This window comes from Pseudomonas sp. FYR_5, from assembly GCF_043106315.1.
GTDB lineage: Bacteria > Pseudomonadota > Gammaproteobacteria > Pseudomonadales > Pseudomonadaceae > Aquipseudomonas > Aquipseudomonas putida_Y.
Genome location: NZ_JBICMK010000056.1, coordinates 1 through 18058, shown reverse-complemented (window position 1 = coordinate 18058; position 18058 = coordinate 1). Strand labels below are relative to the sequence as shown.

Below are 18058 nucleotides of genomic sequence, written 5' to 3'. Positions count from 1 at the left end.
AGTTTTACTCGGCCTTGAGGCTCTTAACGCCCTCAGCAGTGCCCAATAACAGCAGATCCGCCGGCCGCGCCGCGAACAGACCGTTGGTCACCACGCCGACGATGGCGTTGATCTGCGCCTCAAGCTCCACCGGGTTGGTGATCTGCAGGTTGTACACATCCAGGATCACGTTGCCGTTGTCGGTGACCACGCCTTCACGGTACACCGGGTCGCCACCCAGCTTCACCAGCTGACGCGCCACGTGGCTGCGGGCCATGGGGATCACTTCGACCGGCAGCGGGAAGGCCCCCAGTACCGGCACCAGCTTGCTGCCGTCGGCGATGCAGATGAAGGTCTTGGCCACGGCCGCGACGATCTTTTCGCGGGTCAGGGCTGCGCCGCCGCCCTTGATCAGGTGCAGGTGTGCATCGCTCTCGTCGGCGCCGTCCACGTAGAACTCAAGCTCGCTGACGCTGTTCAGTTCGTAGACCGGGATGCCATGGCCCTTCAGGCGCTGGGCAGTGGCTTCGGAGCTGGCGACTGCGCCGTCGAAAGCGGTCTTGTGCTGAGCCAGGGCATCGATGAAGAAGTTGGCGGTCGAACCGGTACCGACGCCTACGACGCTTTTTTCATCCAGCTTGGGCAGAATGAAGTCGACAGCGGCCTGGGCGACGGCCTGTTTGAGTTGGTCCTGGGTCATGCGGGCTCCGGAAGGGGCAGGGCGGTTTCAAAGTCACCTAGTATAACGGCTCGCACGGCTTTGCTGTGGTCGCCCGACGTAGCGCTGGGGTAGACTCCCAGCCCTCGTCCCGCGGCCCAGTGATGCTTTCCCGATGCTCGAACAGTACGTCAAGAAGATCCTCACCTCGCGCGTCTATGACGTTGCCGTCGAAACCCCGTTGCAGAGCGCCGGGCAGCTGAGCAAGCGCCTGGGCAACCAGATTCTGCTCAAGCGCGAAGACCTGCAGCCAGTATTCTCGTTCAAGATCCGCGGCGCCTATAACAAACTGGCCCAGCTGAGCCCGGAAGAACTGGCCCGTGGCGTGGTCACCGCCTCGGCCGGCAACCACGCCCAAGGCCTGGCCCTGGCCGCGCGCGAAATGGGCATCAAGGCCACCATCGTGATGCCCAAGACTACTCCGGAGATCAAGGTCGAAGGCGTGCGCTCGCGCGGTGGCAAGGTGGTGCTGCATGGCGACTCGTTCCCTGAGGCGTTGGCCTACTCGCTGAAACTGGTCGATGAAAAGGGCTTCGTCTACGTTCACCCTTACGACGATCCGCACACCATCGCCGGGCAGGGTACCGTCGCCATGGAAATCCTGCGCCAGCACCCTGGCCAGCTGGATGCGATCTTCGTCCCGGTGGGCGGCGGCGGCCTGATCGCCGGCATTGCTGCCTACGTGAAGTACCTGCGACCGGAAATCAAGGTAATCGGTGTCGAGCCGGACGACTCCAATTGCCTGCAGGCGGCCATGGCTGCCGGTGAGCGCGTGGTGCTGCCGCAGGTCGGGCTGTTCGCCGATGGCGTGGCGGTGGCGCAGATTGGCCAGCACACGTTCGATATCTGCCGCCACCATGTGGACGAAGTCGTCACTGTCAGTACTGATGAAATCTGTGCAGCAATCAAGGATATCTACGACGATACCCGCTCGATCACCGAGCCTGCTGGCGCGCTAGGTGTGGCGGGCATCAAGAAGTACGTCGAGCTATACGGCGTCAGCGGCCAGACCTTGGTGGCCATCGACTCCGGTGCCAACGTCAATTTCGATCGCCTGCGCCATGTGGCCGAGCGTGCCGAGCTGGGCGAGAAGCGCGAGGCGATCATCGCCGTGACCATCCCTGAGCGCCCGGGTAGCTTCAAGGCCTTCTGCGAGGCTATCGGCAAGCGTCAGATCACCGAGTTCAACTACCGCAAGCACACCTCTGACGAAGCGCATATCTTCGTTGGGGTGCAGACCCACCCGGAAAACGACCCGCGCGCTGCGCTGGTGCAGCAACTGACCGAGCAGGGCTTCCCGGTTACCGATCTAACCGACAACGAACTGGCCAAGCTGCATATTCGTCATATGGTCGGCGGCCACTCGGCCGGTGCCAGCGACGAAATGGTGCTGCGCTTCGAATTCCCCGAGCGGCCGGGGGCGCTGTTCAACTTCCTCAACAAGCTGGGCGGGCGCTGGAACATCTCGATGTTCCACTACCGCAACCATGGCGCGGCTGACGGGCGCGTGGTGGCGGGGCTGCAGGTGCCGGAGGACGAACGTCACCTGGTGCCGGCAGCGCTGGCCAAGATCGGTTACCCGTACTGGGACGAGACCGAAAACCCGGCCTACAAACTGTTCCTGGGCTGAGCGGCTAAGCTAGGGCTGATGGCCCTTTCGCGGGCTTGCCCGCTCCCGCAGGTACTGCGCAGGCCCCAAGGCCTGAGATACCTTGGCAGGAGCGGGTAAGCCCGCGAAGAAGCTACCGCAAAATGCCAGTTTAAGGACGACCGAGACATGGAACACCTGACCACGCTCAAGACCTTGCACATCATTGCCACCGCGCTGCTGTTTCTGGGTGCCCTAGGCCTGGCGATCTGGACCTGGCGCGCCCGCCGCCAGGGCGATGCCGAGGCCTACGCCAAGCTGCTGCGCCGGCCGTTGGTGTTCGTCTGGCTGGTGATGGGCCTGTGCCTGGTGAGCATGCCGTTCACCGGCTGGTGGCTGGTACACCTGGTGGGCTGGCCACTGGGGCAGACCTGGGTGTTGGCATCCAGTGTCATCTATACCGTCGGTGCGTTTGCCCTGTGGTGGCTGCTGGTGCGGCTGAACCGGCTGCGCAAGGCCGAGGTGGTCGGGTTGCGGTTCACCCTGGCGCTGGCGGTGTTCAGTGGGGTTTGCTTCCTGTCCATTGCCGGGCTGATGGGGGCCAAGCCGGTCTGACAGCCTTGTGCTGTTTGTGCCGGCCTCTTCGCGGGTGAACCCGCTCCTACAGGTACAGCGCAGCCCTCAAGGCCTGTGGTGATTCCTGTGGGAGCGGGCGTGCCCGCGAAAAGGCCGACACGCGAAACCTCAATCCCGCAGCGAGATCACCGGCCACCCACGGTTATCGGCCTCGGCCCGCAGGTCCGGGGCCGGGTCCACTGCCACTGCGTGGGTCACCCGCTGCAACAACGGCAGGTCATTCATCGAGTCGCTATAGAAGTAGCTGTCCTCAAGATCAAAGCCGTTCTCCAGCATCCAGCGCTCCAGCCGCGTCACTTTGCCTTCACGGAAACACGGTATATCGGTACTACGCCCGGTATAGCGGCCGTCGCGTATCTCGCACTCGGTTGCCAGCAACACCCGCACCCCCAGGCGCCGGGCGATTGGTGCGGTGACGAAGCGGTTGGTAGCAGTGATGATCACCAGTTGGTCGCCCGCCTCGCGGTGCTGCTGCAGCAAGGCCAGGGCCCTGGGCAGGATGATGGGCTCGATGCAGTCGCGCATGAAGTCGCGGTGCCATTCGTCGAGTTTGGCCATGGGTGTTGCCGCCAGGATCTCCATGGAAAAGGCCAGGTAGGCCTGCAGGTCCAGGGTGCCATTGAGGTAGTCCTGGTAGAAGCTGTCGTTGCGTTGCTTGTAGGCGACCGGGTCGAGAATGCCGCGCTCGCAAAGATAGTCACCCCAGGCATGGTCGCTGTCGCCACCGAGGAGGGTATTGTCCAGGTCGAATAAAGCCAGGCGCATCGCGGTCACTCGCATCAGCCACAGGGTAGGCCCGCAGAATACGGAGTTTTCACGCAGCTGCACATAAGCTTGGCGGGCGCGTTGCTGCGCTCGCAAGCTTTGTGGAACAATGCGTTGACATGCGTTTGCGAGGTTGCTGCCGTGATCGACCCGGATGGTTTTCGCCCCAATGTCGGGATCATTCTCACGAATGATGCCGGGCAGGTGCTATGGGCTCGACGGATCAACCAGGATGCCTGGCAATTCCCCCAGGGTGGTATCAACCCTGACGAGACGCCGGAAGATGCCCTGTACCGCGAGCTGAACGAAGAAGTTGGCCTTGAACGCGACGATGTAGAAATTCTTGCCTGCACCCGTGGCTGGTTGCGTTATCGTTTACCACAGCGCTTGGTACGTACCCACAGCCAGCCGCTGTGCATCGGCCAGAAGCAGAAGTGGTTCCTGCTGCGCCTGGTCAGCAACGAACAACGGGTGCGGATGGACCTGACCGGCAAGCCGGAATTCGACGGCTGGCGCTGGGTGAGCTATTGGTATCCGCTGGGCCAGGTTGTGACATTCAAGCGCGAGGTGTACCGACGCGCCCTGAAAGAGCTAGCACCGCGTCTTTTGACGCGCGACTGACGACGGAGTTCGACCCCGAGCCATGCTCAATACGCTGCGCAAGATCGTCCAGGAAGTAAACTCCGCCAAAGATCTCAAGTCGGCGTTGGGGATCATTGTCTTGCGCGTCAAGGAAGCCATGGGCAGCCAGGTCTGCTCGGTCTACCTGCTCGACCCGGAAACCAACCGCTTCGTGCTGATGGCTAGCGAAGGCCTGAACAAGCGCTCCATCGGTAAAGTCAGCATGGCCCCCAACGAGGGCCTGGTTGGCCTGGTCGGTACCCGGGAAGAGCCACTGAACCTGGAAAATGCCGCCGACCACCCGCGTTACCGCTACTTTGCCGAAACCGGCGAAGAGAAATTTGCCTCTTTCCTGGGGGCGCCGATCATCCACCACCGCCGTGTGGTCGGGGTACTGGTCATCCAGCAAAAGGAGCGCCGCCAGTTCGACGAGGGCGAGGAAGCCTTCCTGGTCACCATGAGCGCCCAGCTTGCCGGGGTTATCGCCCACGCCGAGGCTACCGGCTCGATCCGGGGCCTGGGCCGTCAGGGCAAAGGTATTCAAGAGGCCCGCTTCGTGGGTGTGCCGGGGTCGCCTGGCGCCGCCGTGGGGCGTGCGGTGGTGATGTTGCCGCCGGCTGACCTGGAAGTGGTCCCGGACAAGACCGTCGATGACATCGACGCCGAACTCAAGCTGTTCCAGAACGCCCTGGAAGGTGTGCGCGACGACATGCGCAAGCTGTCGGCCAAGCTCGCCACCCAGCTGCGCCCGGAAGAGCGCGCGCTGTTCGACGTGTATCTGATGATGCTTGAAGACGCAGCCTTGGGCGGAGAGGTGACCGAGGTCATCAAGACCGGCCAATGGGCCCAGGGCGCCCTGCGCCAGGTGGTGGGTGAGCACGTCAACCGCTTCGAGCTGATGGACGATGATTACCTGCGTGAGCGTGCCTCCGACGTCAAGGACCTGGGGCGGCGCCTGCTGGCGTACCTGCAGGAAGCACGCTCGCAGTCGCTGGTGTATGCCGACAACACCATCCTGGTCAGTGAGGAACTGACACCGGCCATGCTCGGTGAAGTGCCGGAAGGCAAGCTGGTCGGCCTGGTCTCGGTACTCGGCTCGGGCAACTCCCACGTCGCCATCCTCGCGCGGGCCATGGGCATCCCCACGGTGATGGGCCTGGTCGACCTGCCGTACTCCAAAGTCGACGGTATTGAACTGATCGTCGACGGCTACAAGGGCGAGGTGTTCACCAACCCCAGCGAAGTGCTGCGCAAGCAGTACAGCGAAGTGGTCGAAGAGGAACGCCAGCTGGCCCAAGGGCTGGATGCACTGCGCGAACTTCCGTGCATCACCCCCGACGGCCACCGCATGCCCCTGTGGGTCAATACCGGCCTGCTCGCTGACGTGGCCCGTGCCCAGCAGCGCGGCGCCGAAGGGGTGGGCCTGTACCGCACTGAAGTGCCGTTCATGATCAACCAGCGCTTCCCCAGTGAAAAAGAGCAGCTGGCCATCTACCGTGAGCAGCTGGCAGCCTTCCACCCGCTGCCGGTGACCATGCGTACCCTCGACATCGGTGGTGACAAGGCGCTGTCGTATTTCCCGATCAAGGAAGAAAACCCGTTTCTCGGCTGGCGCGGCATCCGCGTCACCCTCGACCACCCGGAAATCTTCCTGGTACAGACCCGCGCCATGCTCAAGGCCAGCGAGGGCCTGAACAACCTGCGCATCCTGCTGCCGATGATTTCCGGCATTCACGAGCTGGAAGAGGCGCTGCACCTGATCCACCGCGCCTGGGGTGAAGTGCGTGATGAAGGTACCGATGTACCGATGCCGCCCGTGGGTGTGATGGTGGAAATTCCAGCGGCGGTGTACCAGACCAAGGAACTGGCGCGGCAGGTGGACTTCCTGTCGGTCGGCTCCAACGACCTGACCCAGTATCTGCTGGCGGTGGACCGCAACAACCCGCGGGTCGCCGACCTGTACGACTACCTGCACCCGGCGGTACTGCAGGCGCTGAACACGGTGGTGCGCGACGCCCATGGCGAAGGCAAGCCGGTGAGCATCTGCGGTGAGATGGCCGGTGACCCGGCAGCGTCAGTCCTGTTGATGGCCATGGGTTTTGACAGCCTGTCGATGAACGCCACCAACCTGCCGAAGGTCAAGTGGATGCTGCGCCAGATCAATATGGGCAAGGCCAAGGAACTGCTGGCCGAGGCCTTGAGCCATGACAACCCGCAGGTTATCCACAGCTCGCTGCAACTGGCCTTGAAGAACCTTGGGTTGGCGCGGATGATTGGGCCTGAGGCCAACAAGACCCTCTGACTGAGCGCTGCCTGTTCGGGCCTCTTCGCGGGTAAACCCGCTCCTACGCGCGGAGCGGGGGGGTGCACATCTGGTGGCCCGGCACAGGCCGTTGTAGGAGCGGGTTCACCCGCGAAGAGGCCCGAGCAAACAACATCAAATGCTCAGGCCAACAACTCAATTTCCCCCAAATGCCCGCCAAAAGGCCCGAAGCTGCGCTCAACCAGCCGCCTTCGCCCCTGATTATCCACAATCAGCACTGTACTCGCCCGGGTCCCGTAATTCTGGCTGGCGATGAATACGCTCGACAGCAACTTCTCGGTCGCCAACCCCACGCCTGTCTCGGGTAGATCACCATCAGCCGCGGGCTCGTTGTCCGCAAGCAATGCCAGCAGCCTGTGCGGCTCCGGTGTGTCCAGCAGGCTCTGCAGCCCGTCACGTGCCTTCACCAGTTTCGGCCACGGTGTATCCAGCCCGGCGTTCGAAAGCCCGTAAACCCCAGCCCTCAGCAGGCGCGGCGTGGCCTCACGGGCATGCAGATAACCCAGTCGCTGCCCATCACCCACCAGCAGGTTGAACCCCGAGTACTGCCCGCTACGGCTGGCCACCTGGTCCAGGTAAGCCTCGACCCCCAGCTCCCCTTGCAGAAACGCCGCCACCAGTTCACCCCGCGAGCGAGGCCCCGGAGCCTGGCCTGGGTCGCGGATGTTGGTCAGCGCGGCAAAGCGCTGCTGTGGGCCTATGCCCAGCCAGGTACCGCCCGCTTCCAGGTCACGCCCGGCATGCACCCCGGGTGCATCCTCCCAGGCCGCCAGGGGCTGAGTGGGGCGGGCATAGAATTCGTCGCGGTTGGCCGCCACGATCAGCGGCAGGGCGTGCCCCGGCCGCCAGGCAAATACGATCAGGCACATAGGTTGGCCTCTGTGTTTTCTGGTCACTGTACCCACAGGAGCGGTGCGGATCCATCCTGACACAGAGTTCACTAGAGCCTCGAGCCCGGCTTCCGTTACCATGCCGGATTGATTTCTAGGGGACGCCGAATGGAATTCGTGCTCTATCTGTTGTTGGGCGCCTGTGCCGGTGTGCTGGCCGGGCTGTTCGGCGTGGGCGGCGGCATCATCATCGTGCCGGTGTTGGTGTTCAGCTTTACCCTGCAGGGTTTCGACGCTTCGGTGCTGACCCACCTGGCAGTCGGCACGTCGCTGGCTACCATCGTCTTCACTTCTATCAACGCCGTGCTGGAGCACCACCGCAAGGGTGCCGTGCAATGGCCAATCTTCGCCTGGATGACCTTCGGCATCCTCCTGGGGGCGGGGGTCGGCGCCAAGACCGCCTCGCTGATCCAGGGCCCGTTGCTGCAAAAGATCATTGGCGTGTTCGCCCTGGTCATCGCCGCGCAGATGGCGCTGGACCTCAAACCCAAGGCCAGCCGTGGCGTCCCCGGCAAGCCCGCATTGATCGGCGCAGGCGGCGTAATCGGTTGGGCTTCGGCCATTTTCGGCATTGGCGGTGGTTCGCTGACGGTGCCGTTCCTCACCTGGCGTAGCCTGCCCATGCAGCAGGCAGTAGCCACGTCATCGGCCTGTGGCCTGCCGATTGCTGTGGCCAGTGCCCTGAGCTTCATGCTGCTGGGGTGGCACGAGGAGCACCTGCCGCCTAACAGCCTGGGTTACGTGTACCTGCCGGCGCTGGTCGGCATTGCCGTGACCAGCATGTTTTTCGCCCGCTTCGGCGCGCGCCTGGCGCACAAGCTGTCGCCCCGTTTGTTGAAACGCCTGTTCGCAGCCCTGCTGTTCTGTGTCGGCCTCAGCTTTTTGATTTGAATCGAGAGGAAGTTCCATGCTGCCTTACCCGCAGATAGACCCCGTGGCCTTGGCCATCGGGCCGCTGAAAATCCATTGGTACGGCCTGATGTACCTGATCGGCATAGGCGGTGCCTGGCTGCTCGCCTCGCGCCGACTGAACCGCTTCGACCCCACCTGGACGCGCGAAAAGCTTTCCGACCTGGTGTTCTGGCTGTCGATGGGGGTGATCGTCGGTGGCCGACTGGGCTACGTACTGCTCTACGACCTGCACGCCTACCTGGCCAACCCGGCACTGATCTTAGAGGTATGGAAGGGTGGCATGTCGTTCCACGGCGGCCTCATCGGCGTGATGCTGGCGGCTTTGTGGTTCGGCAAGCGCAACAACAAGTCGTTCTTCGAACTGATGGACTTCGTGGCCCCGCTGGTGCCGATCGGCCTGGGCGCCGGGCGCATCGGCAACTTCATCAACGCCGAGCTGTGGGGCAAGCCTACCGATCTGCCATGGGCGATGATCTTCCCGCCGTTCAGTGACCCGGCGCAGCTGCCGCGTCACCCCTCGCAGCTGTACCAGTTCGCCCTTGAGGGCGTGGCGCTGTTCGTCATCCTGTGGCTGTTCTCGCGCAAGCCACGGCCGACCATGGCGGTGTCGGGAATGTTCTCGTTGTGCTATGGCATCTTCCGCTTTGCCGTGGAGTTTGTCCGGGTGCCGGATGCACAACTCGGTTACATCGCGTTCGGCTGGCTCACTCAAGGCCAGTTGCTGTGCATTCCGATGATAGTCGGTGGCCTCGTCTTGATCTGGTGGGCTTATAATCGCAAGCCCACGGCGAAACCCGCCTGATTAATCCCACGGCAGGGGCGATCCCCCTGCCGTTTTTGCTACAGGTAAGCCATGAAACAGTATCTGGACCTGGTCCGCGACGTCATCGACAACGGCACGTTGCAAGGAAACCGCACCGGCATCCGCACCATCAGCCTGCCGGGCGCGATGCTGCGTTTCGACCTGCAGAAGGGCTTTCCGGCCATTACCACACGCAAGCTGGCGTTCAAGTCGGCGATTGGTGAAATGGTCGGTTTCCTGCGTGGCGTGAAGAACGCCGGTGAGTTTCGCGAGCTGGGCTGCAAGGTCTGGGACCAGAACGCCAACGAAAACGCTCAGTGGCTGGCCAATCCGTTTCGTCAGGGCCATGACGACCTGGGCGAGATCTATGGCGTGCAATGGCGCCAGTGGCCGGGCTACAAGCGCATCCCGCTGAGCAACCCGGCGGCTATCGAGATGGCCGAGCAAGCCGGTTTCCGCCGCATTGCCCAGGACGAAGAGGACGGCGTCGCGTTCGTCATCCTGTACAAGGCGATCGACCAGGTGCGCCAGTGCCTGGACACCATCGCAAACGACCCGGGTAGCCGCCGTATCCTGTTCCACGGCTGGAACTGCGCGCAACTGGACGAAATGGCACTGCCTCCGTGTCACTTGCTGTACCAGTTCCACCCGAATGTCGAGACCAGGGAAATTTCCCTGACCCTCTACATCCGCTCCAACGACCTGGGGCTGGGCACGCCGTTCAACCTCACCGAAGGCGCGGCACTGCTGTCGCTGTTCGGCCGCCTGACCGGCTATACACCGCGCTGGTTCACCTACTTCATCGGCGATGCCCATGTGTATGAAAACCACCTGGACATGCTCAACGAGCAGCTCCAGCGCGAGCCGCTGGAGGCGCCGAAGCTGGTCATCAGCGACCGTGTGCCGGCGTTTGCCGAGACTGGCAAATACGAGCCGGAGTGGCTGGAGAAGATCGAGCCGAGTGATTTCTGGCTGGAAGGTTATGAGCACCACGCGCCGATGACAGCGCCGATGGCGGTCTGATAGATCTTCATTGTTTGAACTGGCCTCTTCGCGGGTGAACCCGCTCCCACAGGCTGCTGCACAGGCCTAAGTCGTGCGCGGTCCCTGTGGGAGCGGGTTCACCCGCGAAGCTTTTGGCTCAATGCCCGTGACTGCGCCCCACATGCGAATGTTCGGTATCCGGCACCGATACCGCCCCGTTCGTCTCCAATTGCTGCAAGATCGCGCATTCACTCCCCTGCGCGTTGCAGCGCCGCCGCAGCTCCACCAACTGCTCCTGCAATGCCACCAAGCCATCGATCCGCGCCTGAACATGCTCGATATGCTCGTCGATCAGCGCATTGACGCTGCCGCACGCGTCGTCGGGGCTGTCGCGCAGGCGTAGCAGGCTGCGAATTTCGTCCAGGGTCATGTCCAGCGTGCGGCAGTTGCGGATGAAGGTCAGCCGTTCCACATGGGCCTGGGTGTACAGCCGGTAGTTGCCGTCGCTGCGTGCTGGCTCCGGCAGCAGGCTTTCACGCTCGTAGTAGCGGATGGTTTCCACCGCGCAGTCGGTGGCTTTGGCCAGTTCTCCGATCTTCATCACGAAATCTCCAGCAAAGAGGCTTGACCCTATAGTGGCTACAGGGTGTTCACTTGGCAACAGGCTCAATTTAAGGATGACCCATGAACCAGCCTGTCAGCCACGAACACAAGCATCCGCACGATCACGCTCATGGCGATGACGACCATGGCCATGCTGCCCACGGCCACAGCTGCTGCGGCGCCAAAGCCGCGCCGCCGCTGGTGCAACTGAGCGAAACGGCCAGTGCCCAGGCACAACTCAGTCGTTTCCGCATCGATGCCATGGACTGCCCCACCGAGCAGACCCTGATCCAGGACAAGCTGAGCAAGCTGGCCGGTATCGAACAGCTGGAATTCAACCTGATCAACCGCGTGCTTGGCGTGCGCCACACCTTGGACGGCACCGCCGATATCGAGCGGGCGATCGACAGCCTCGGCATGAAGGCCGAGCCGATCGCCGCCCAGGACGATGGCAGCGCCAGCGTGCCACAACCGGCCAAGGCCCACTGGTGGCCACTGGCATTGTCGGGCGTTGCCGCAATCGCCGCCGAAATCGTGCACTTTGCGGCACTGGCCCCGGAATGGGTGGTGGCGGGACTGGCACTGGCAGCGATCCTCGGTTGCGGCCTGGGTACCTACAAGAAGGGCTGGATTGCCCTGAAAAACCGTAACCTCAACATCAATGCGCTGATGAGCATCGCCGTGACGGGGGCCGTATTGATCGGCCAGTGGCCGGAGGCGGCTATGGTGATGGTGCTGTTCACCGTTGCCGAACTGATCGAAGCGCGCTCGCTGGACCGTGCGCGCAATGCCATCGGCGGGTTGATGCAGCTGACCCCGGACATGGCCACGGTGCAGCAGGCCGATGGCCTGTGGCGCGAACTGGACGTGCGTGATGTGGCCATCGGCGCACTGGTGCGGGTGCGCCCGGGTGAGCGCATCGGCCTGGACGGTGAAGTGGCCAGTGGGCAATCCAGCGTCGATCAGTCGCCGATTACCGGCGAAAGCCTGCCTGTGGAGAAGGATGTGGGCGACAAGCTGTTCGCTGGCACCATCAACCAGGCGGGGGCGCTGGAGTTTCGCGTCACCGCCGCTGCCGGGCAGTCGACCCTGGCGCGGATCATCAAGGCGGTGGAGGAAGCGCAGGGCGCGCGGGCGCCTACCCAGCGCTTCGTCGACCGTTTCTCGCGCATCTACACCCCGGTGGTGTTCGCCATTGCCCTGGCCGTGGCGCTGATACCACCGCTGTTCATGGCTGGCGCCTGGTTCGACTGGGTCTACCGGGCCTTGGTGCTGCTGGTTGTGGCCTGCCCATGCGCGCTGGTGATCTCGACCCCGGTGACCATCGTCAGTGGCCTGGCCGCTGCGGCGCGCAAAGGCATCCTGATCAAGGGTGGCGTTTACCTGGAGGGTGGTCGCCACCTGGACTTCCTGGCCCTGGACAAGACCGGCACCATCACCCATGGCAAGCCGGTGCAGACCGACGGTAAGGTACTCGTACCGCTGTTCGAAGACCGCGCGCAAGCCTTGGCGGCAAGCTTGGGCGAGCGGTCGGACCACCCGGTGTCCCGCGCCATTGCCGAGTTCGGCAAGCAGCAAGGCCTGGCCTTGAGCGAGGTCAGTGACTTTGCCGCCCTGGCCGGGCGCGGCGTGCGTGGCGTCATCGCCGGCGAGGTCTACCATTTGGGCAACCACCGCCTGGTCGAGGAACTGGGGCTGTGTTCGCCAGCGCTGGAGGCCCAACTGGATGCGCTGGAGCGCCAGGGCAAGACCGTGGTCCTGCTGCTCGACCGCTCCGGGCCACTGGCACTGTTCGCCGTGGCCGACACGGTCAAGGACAGCAGCCGTGAGGCGATCGCCGAATTGCATCAACTGGGTATCAAGACTGTCATGCTGACCGGTGACAATCCGCATACTGCGCAGGCCATTGCCGCCGTGGTGGGGATCGACCGCGCCGAGGGCAACCTGTTGCCGGCCGACAAGCTGAAAACCATTGAGGCGTTGTACGCCCAAGGCCATCGGGTGGGCATGGTCGGTGACGGCATCAACGACGCTCCGGCGCTGGCCCGCGCCGAAATCGGCTTTGCCATGGCTGCTGCCGGCACCGACACCGCCATCGAGACGGCCGATGTGGCGCTGATGGACGATGACTTGCGGAAAATCCCGGCCTTCGTCAGGCTGTCGCGCCAAAGTGCGGCGATCCTCATGCAGAACATCGTGCTGGCATTGGGCATCAAGGCGATATTTCTGGCGATCACCTTTGCCGGCATGGCCACGATGTGGATGGCGGTGTTCGCTGATATGGGCGTGAGCTTGCTGGTGGTGTTCAACGGCTTGCGCCTTTTGCGCAAATAGAGGACGTACATGCTGAGTTCCGAGCTGAAGGCCTTCTACATGGTGGCCCGTCTGGGCAGCATCACCCAGGCGGCGAAGAAGCTTGGCCTCAGCCAGCCCACGGTGACCACGCAGATCCGCAGCCTGGAAGGCCAGTACGCCGTGGAGCTGTTCTACCGCGGCGGGCGGCGCCTGGTGTTGAGCGAGGAGGGCTTACGCCTGCTGCCGATGGTCAAGGCGCTGCTGCAGCAGGAAGCCGACATCGAATTCGAGCTGCGCAACAGTGGCCAGGCCCAGGGCAGCCTGCGCATCGCTGCTACTGCGCCTTACTACATTCTCGACCTGGTCAAGGTCTATCGTGAACGCCTGCCACAGGTTGAAGTGGCGGTAGAGATCGGCAACTCGCAGCAGGTGCTGGAAATGCTCGAGGATTACCGGGTGGATATTGCCGCGTCGTCGCAATGGGTGGAGGACGCGCGGTTGGTGCGGCGGATACTGGGCACTGACCCGTTGGTGGTGGCGGTGCACCGCACCCACCCGCTTGCCCATCGCCAGACGGTGTCGATCGAGGTGGTGTCGGGGCATTGCCTGCTGATGCGCGAGAAGGGCTCGACCACACGCAAGCTGACCGAGCAGATGATGCAGGAGGCCGGGGTCAAGGCCGGCGCCCTGATGGAAATCGGCAGCCGCGAGTCGATCCGCGAAGCGGTGCTGCGCAATATCGGCATCAGCGTGATTGCCCGCCATGAGGTGCCGCACAATCCCGAACTTCGGGTGCTGGCGCTGGAAAATGCGCCGGTGATGCATGAGTACCTGTATTGCCTGAAGGAACGGCGCCAGGCGAGGTTGCCGGCGGCATTCCTGGGGGTGGCGCAGGAAGTGGCCGGTTCGCAGTTCTAGATTCTTCGCGGTCCACTACTAAATCTGCCTATACCACTATCACCGGCTTTTGCCTTACAGCCACAGAACCTTCGCACAGCCTGCCTAGCATGGCCCCATCTCTTCGATGAGGCCCTGCCATGAACCACACCACCCCCGGCGCACAGATAAAAGTGTGCAATATCCACAAGCGCTTCGGAGCCTTCACGGCGCTCAACGATGTCTCGCTGGACATCGCCGCGGGCGAACTGGTGTGCCTGCTCGGCCCATCCGGCTGTGGCAAGACCACGCTGCTGCGTTGCATTGCCGGCCTGGAGCGCCAGGATCGCGGTACGCTGTACATCGGCGAACGCGATATCTCCAATCTGTCTCCCCAGGCGCGGGATTACGGCATCCTGTTCCAGTCCTACGCGCTGTTTCCCAACCTTACCGTCGAAGCCAATATCGCCTATGGCCTGACGGGCAGTGGTCGGGAGCAGGCCCGTCAGCGGGTGGCCGAAATGCTCGAACTAGTAGGCCTGACGGGCAGCGAGAAGAAGTACCCAGGCCAGCTATCCGGTGGCCAGCAGCAGCGTGTGGCCCTGGCCCGCGCGCTGGCACCGTCGCCATCGCTGCTGCTGCTCGATGAGCCGATGTCGGCGCTGGACGCCCGGGTGCGCGAGCACCTGTGCACCGAACTGCGTCAACTGCAGCGCCAACTGGGCATCACCACGTTGATGGTTACCCACAACCAGGACGAGGCCATGTTGATGGCCGACCGCATTGCGGTGATGAACAACGGCCAGGTCGAACAGTACGCTACCCCGCAGGAAATCTACGACCACCCGGCCACGCCGTTCGTTGCCGAGTTCGTCGGCCAGGGCAACTGGCTGCCTTTCCAGCGCAGCAGCGATAGCCATGCCCAGGTCGGCGACATGAACATGCGCCTGGCGCCGGGTTCAGCCCAGGCCAGCAGTGGCCGGCTGTTCTGCCGCCCGGAAGCGATCACGGTCAACCCGGTGGTGCACGAAGAAAACCTGTTCCCGGCCATGGTCCGCGAAATCACCTTCCTCGGTAACCGCTGCCGCATGAGCTTTGAACTCAAGGCTCTGCCAGGCCATGCCCTGCTGGCCGAGCTCGCCCCCGAGGCCATGCCGCGCCTGGGTTCGCAGGACATCTGGGTGGCGTTGCCACCGCAGAGCCTGCAGGTGTTTGCCTGAGATGGCCGCGCCAATGTCCGTGCCGTTGAGCCAGGCCAAAGCCACGCCGCGTGCTGGCGTCGCCCTAGGTGACCGGCTGTTCGTCGTCGGCGGCAAGAGCGTGCTGCTGATTCTGTTGGTGCTGGCCGTGCTGATGCCGTTGCTGGCGATCTTCTGGCGTGGCTTCAGCGGTGAAGCGGGCCAGGGCGGTGGCTTGCTGGCGGCCCGTGAACTGTTCGCCAGCGCCAGCTTCCACTGGTTGCTTGGCAACAGCCTGTCGGTGGCCTTCACTGTCGCGGCCATTGTGGTACCGCTGGCCTATTTGTTCGCCTTTGCCCTGCAACGCACGTTGATCCCGGCCAAGGGCCTGTGGCGGGGGATTTCGCTGCTGCCATTGCTGGCACCGTCGATGCTGCCGGCCATCGCCCTGGTCTACCTGTTTGGCAACCAGGGCCTGCTGCGCGGGTTGCTCAGCGACAATATCTACGGCTTCTGGGGTATCGTGCTGGGCGAGGCTATCTACACCTTCCCGCATGCGCTGATGATTCTGCTGTCGGCACTGTCACTGGCTGATGCTCGCCTGTTCGATGCGGCCTCCAGCATGGGGGCAGGCTCGTGGCGGGCGTTCACCAGCATCACCTGGCCGGCCTCGCGCCAGGCGGTATTCGCGGCGTTTTGCCTGGTATTCACGCTGACTATCACAGACTTCGGTGTACCGGTCGTGGTGGGGGGCGACTATCAAGTGCTGGCGCTGGAAGCCTACAAGGCGGTGGTGGGCCAGCAACAGTTCGGCCGTGGCGCGCTGATCGGCATGGTGCTGCTGTTGCCGGCCCTGTTCAGCTTTACCGTCGACGCCTGGCTGCGCCGACGCGAGGGCGAGGCCATGGGTGGCCGTGCGCAGGTGTTCGAACCCAAGCCATCACGCGGCCGCGATGCCTGCTTCCTGACCATTGTGCTGCTGGTGTGCGCGGCGTTGCTGTTGGTGATCGGCATGGCGGTGTACTCCTCGCTGGTCACTTTCTGGCCCTACAACCTGTCGTTGTCGCTGCGCCACTACATGTTCGAAGACACTGCCGGTGGCGGCTGGCTGGCCTACCGCAATAGCGTGACCATGGCCATTGGCACCGCGCTGATTGGCAGCATCGTGATCTTCACCGGTGCCTACCTGATGGAGAAGACCCAGGGCCAACGCCTGCTCAACCATGCGCTGCGCCTGCTCAGCTTCATCCCCATGGCCGTGCCGGGCCTGGTGCTGGGCCTGGGCTACGTATTCTTCTTCAACCTGAACGGCAACCCGCTGCATGTGCTGTACGGCGGCATGGGGTTGCTGGTGGTGTGCACCATTGCCCATTACCTGACCACCGCGCAGATGACCGCGACCACCGCCCTGCGCCAGCTCGACGGCGAGTTCGAGGCCGCCGCGCTGTCGTTGAAAGCGCCGCTGTACAAGCACTTCCTGCGCGTGACTGTGCCGATCTGCTTGCCGGCACTGCTGGATATCATCCGCTACCTGTTCGTATCGGCGATGACCACCGTGTCGGCAGCGATTTTCCTGTACAGCCCCGACACCATCCTGGCTGCCGTTGCCGTGCTGAACATGGACGACGCCGGCAACGTTGGTGGTGCCGCCGCCATGTCCACCCTGATCCTGCTGACCAGTGCCGGCGCCTCATTGTTGCTGGCTGCAGCCTCGCGCGGCCTGCTGCGCCGTTCCCAAGCCTGGCGCCAACGCGCCGCGACCGTCTGACTTCCAAGGAACCTACCCATGCACAAGCACCTTACCCTTGCCGCTGCCGTTTCCGCCGTGTTCAGCCTGCAGGCTTCAGCCGCCGATACCCAGCTGACGGTCTACACCGCCCTGGAAGCCGAACAGCTGAAAACCTACAAGCAGGCCTTCGAGAAGGCCAACCCGGATATCGAGATCAAGTGGGTGCGTGATTCCACTGGCATCATCACCGCCAAGCTGCTGGCCGAGAAAGAGCGCCCACAAGCCGATGCTGTGTGGGGGTTGGCGGCATCGAGCCTGGCCATCCTCGACCAGAACGGCATGCTCGAAGCCTATGCGCCGAAGGACCTGGGCAAGATCTCCGGCAATTATCGCGACGCCGCCAACCCGCCAGCCTGGGTCGGCATGGACGTGTGGGCCGCCACCATTTGCTTCAATACCATCGAGGCCGAGAAACAGGGCCTGAGCAAACCGGTGAGCTGGCAGGACCTGACCAAGCCCGAGTACAAGGGCAAGATCGTCATGCCCAACCCGGCTTCGTCCGGTACCGGCTTCCTGGATGTCAGTGCCTGGTTGCAGACCTTTGGCGAGCCGCAGGGCTGGGCCTACATGGACGCGCTGCACCAGAACATTGGCCAGTACGTTCATTCCGGCTCAAAGCCGTGCAAGCTGGCGGCGGCGGGCGAGTTCCCGATCGGTATTTCGTTCGAATATCCGGCCGTGCAGCTCAAGCGCCAAGGCGCGCCGTTGGACATCGTGCTGCCAAAGGAGGGTTTGGGCTGGGAGATCGAAGCGACCGCGGTGATCAAAGGCTCGCCCAAGGCAGATGCGGCCAAGCGCCTGGCCGATTTCTCGGCCAGCCCGGCGGCCATGGAACTGTACAAGGAAAACTTCGCCGTACTGGCCGCGCCGGGCATCGCCAAGCCGCAGACCGAGCTGCCGGCGGATTATGAGCAGCGGTTGATCAAGAACGACTTTGCCTGGGCCTCGAAGAACCGCGACCAGATTCTGGCCGAATGGCGCAAACGCTATGACGGCAAGTCGGAGAAGGTGGCCCAGCAGTAACGCTTCGCTATTGCAGGGCCGGTCTCTTCGCGGGTATACCGCGAAAGGGCCGGCCCTGCTGGCCAATTTCCACCCG

At 63.4% G+C, this 18058-nt stretch carries 16 protein-coding genes; 12 read left to right on the top strand and 4 right to left on the bottom strand.

The features are described from left to right. Positions 1-4: 4 nt before the first annotated feature. The gene (gene rpiA, locus ACF8RA_RS08540) at positions 5-679 is read right to left on the bottom strand and encodes a ribose-5-phosphate isomerase RpiA (RefSeq protein ID WP_003249004.1); all 675 of its coding nucleotides are present in this window, start codon (positions 677-679) and stop codon (positions 5-7) included. 133 nt (positions 680-812) lie between these two features. Between rpiA and ilvA the strand changes: the two genes are divergently transcribed. Together ilvA and ACF8RA_RS08530 are read left to right on the top strand one after the other, a co-directional pair. Continuing rightward, positions 813-2327 (top strand): threonine ammonia-lyase, biosynthetic, encoded by a 1515-nt coding sequence (ilvA, locus tag ACF8RA_RS08535; RefSeq protein WP_003249006.1) that lies wholly within the window; start codon positions 813-815, stop codon positions 2325-2327. Positions 2328-2474: 147 nt separating this feature from the next. Then, positions 2475-2900 (top strand): DUF2269 domain-containing protein, encoded by a 426-nt coding sequence (locus ACF8RA_RS08530; RefSeq protein WP_176685694.1) that lies wholly within the window; start codon positions 2475-2477, stop codon positions 2898-2900. Between the two features lie 129 nt (positions 2901-3029). Here the strand turns inward: ACF8RA_RS08530 and ACF8RA_RS08525 are convergent, their stop codons facing one another. Further along, positions 3030-3686, bottom strand: a complete 657-nt coding sequence (locus ACF8RA_RS08525) for an HAD family phosphatase (RefSeq protein ID WP_209969324.1) — start codon at positions 3684-3686, stop codon at positions 3030-3032. A 141-nt stretch (positions 3687-3827) separates the two neighbouring features. Here ACF8RA_RS08525 and ACF8RA_RS08520 point away from each other — a divergent pair, with 141 nt between their 5' ends. Together ACF8RA_RS08520 and ptsP are read left to right on the top strand one after the other, a co-directional pair. Beyond that, the gene (locus ACF8RA_RS08520) at positions 3828-4307 is read left to right on the top strand and encodes an RNA pyrophosphohydrolase (RefSeq protein ID WP_003249017.1); all 480 of its coding nucleotides are present in this window, start codon (positions 3828-3830) and stop codon (positions 4305-4307) included. A 22-nt stretch (positions 4308-4329) separates the two neighbouring features. Beyond that, positions 4330-6609 carry a phosphoenolpyruvate--protein phosphotransferase gene (gene ptsP / locus ACF8RA_RS08515; RefSeq protein ID WP_176685692.1) on the top strand — a complete coding sequence of 760 codons (2280 nt, stop codon included), beginning with the start codon at positions 4330-4332 and terminating at the stop codon, positions 6607-6609. A 143-nt stretch (positions 6610-6752) separates the two neighbouring features. On the opposite strand, the gene ACF8RA_RS08510 is transcribed toward ptsP, so the two are convergent. Next, complete coding sequence (locus tag ACF8RA_RS08510) at positions 6753-7499, bottom strand: NRDE family protein (RefSeq protein WP_176685691.1); 747 nt, start codon at positions 7497-7499, stop codon at positions 6753-6755. Positions 7500-7628: 129 nt separating this feature from the next. On the opposite strand from ACF8RA_RS08510, the gene ACF8RA_RS08505 reads away from it, so the two are divergent. From ACF8RA_RS08505 to ACF8RA_RS08495, 3 genes are read left to right on the top strand one after another with little or no spacing between them, the layout of a single operon-like run. Then, positions 7629-8411 carry a sulfite exporter TauE/SafE family protein gene (locus tag ACF8RA_RS08505; RefSeq protein ID WP_176685690.1) on the top strand — a complete coding sequence of 261 codons (783 nt, stop codon included), beginning with the start codon at positions 7629-7631 and terminating at the stop codon, positions 8409-8411. 16 nt (positions 8412-8427) lie between these two features. Beyond that, positions 8428-9234, top strand: a complete 807-nt coding sequence (lgt, locus tag ACF8RA_RS08500; RefSeq protein ID WP_176685689.1) for a prolipoprotein diacylglyceryl transferase — start codon at positions 8428-8430, stop codon at positions 9232-9234. Positions 9235-9285: 51 nt separating this feature from the next. Then, the gene (locus tag ACF8RA_RS08495) at positions 9286-10257 is read left to right on the top strand and encodes a thymidylate synthase (RefSeq protein WP_028697543.1); all 972 of its coding nucleotides are present in this window, start codon (positions 9286-9288) and stop codon (positions 10255-10257) included. Positions 10258-10375: 118 nt separating this feature from the next. On the opposite strand, the gene cadR is transcribed toward ACF8RA_RS08495, so the two are convergent. Further along, a complete protein-coding gene (cadR, locus tag ACF8RA_RS08490; RefSeq protein WP_176685688.1) occupies positions 10376-10819 on the bottom strand; it encodes a cadmium resistance transcriptional regulator CadR in 444 nt (147 codons plus the stop codon). Positions 10820-10902: 83 nt separating this feature from the next. On the opposite strand from cadR, the gene ACF8RA_RS08485 reads away from it, so the two are divergent. From ACF8RA_RS08485 to ACF8RA_RS08465, 5 genes are all read left to right on the top strand, one after another. Further along, positions 10903-13155 carry a heavy metal translocating P-type ATPase gene (locus tag ACF8RA_RS08485; RefSeq protein ID WP_339444638.1) on the top strand — a complete coding sequence of 751 codons (2253 nt, stop codon included), beginning with the start codon at positions 10903-10905 and terminating at the stop codon, positions 13153-13155. A 9-nt stretch (positions 13156-13164) separates the two neighbouring features. Continuing rightward, entirely contained in the window at positions 13165-14034 is an 870-nt protein-coding gene (locus tag ACF8RA_RS08480) for a LysR family transcriptional regulator (protein WP_176685686.1), read from the top strand. Positions 14035-14153: 119 nt separating this feature from the next. Continuing rightward, positions 14154-15212: a putative 2-aminoethylphosphonate ABC transporter ATP-binding protein gene (locus tag ACF8RA_RS08475; RefSeq protein WP_176685685.1), complete on the top strand. Its 1059-nt coding sequence runs from the start codon at positions 14154-14156 to the stop codon at positions 15210-15212. A gap of 1 nt (position 15213) precedes the next feature. Further along, a complete protein-coding gene (locus tag ACF8RA_RS08470) occupies positions 15214-16938 on the top strand; it encodes a putative 2-aminoethylphosphonate ABC transporter permease subunit (RefSeq protein ID WP_392519045.1) in 1725 nt (574 codons plus the stop codon). A gap of 18 nt (positions 16939-16956) precedes the next feature. Then, complete coding sequence (locus tag ACF8RA_RS08465; RefSeq protein WP_176685683.1) at positions 16957-17982, top strand: putative 2-aminoethylphosphonate ABC transporter substrate-binding protein; 1026 nt, start codon at positions 16957-16959, stop codon at positions 17980-17982. Positions 17983-18058: the final 76 nt, after the last annotated feature.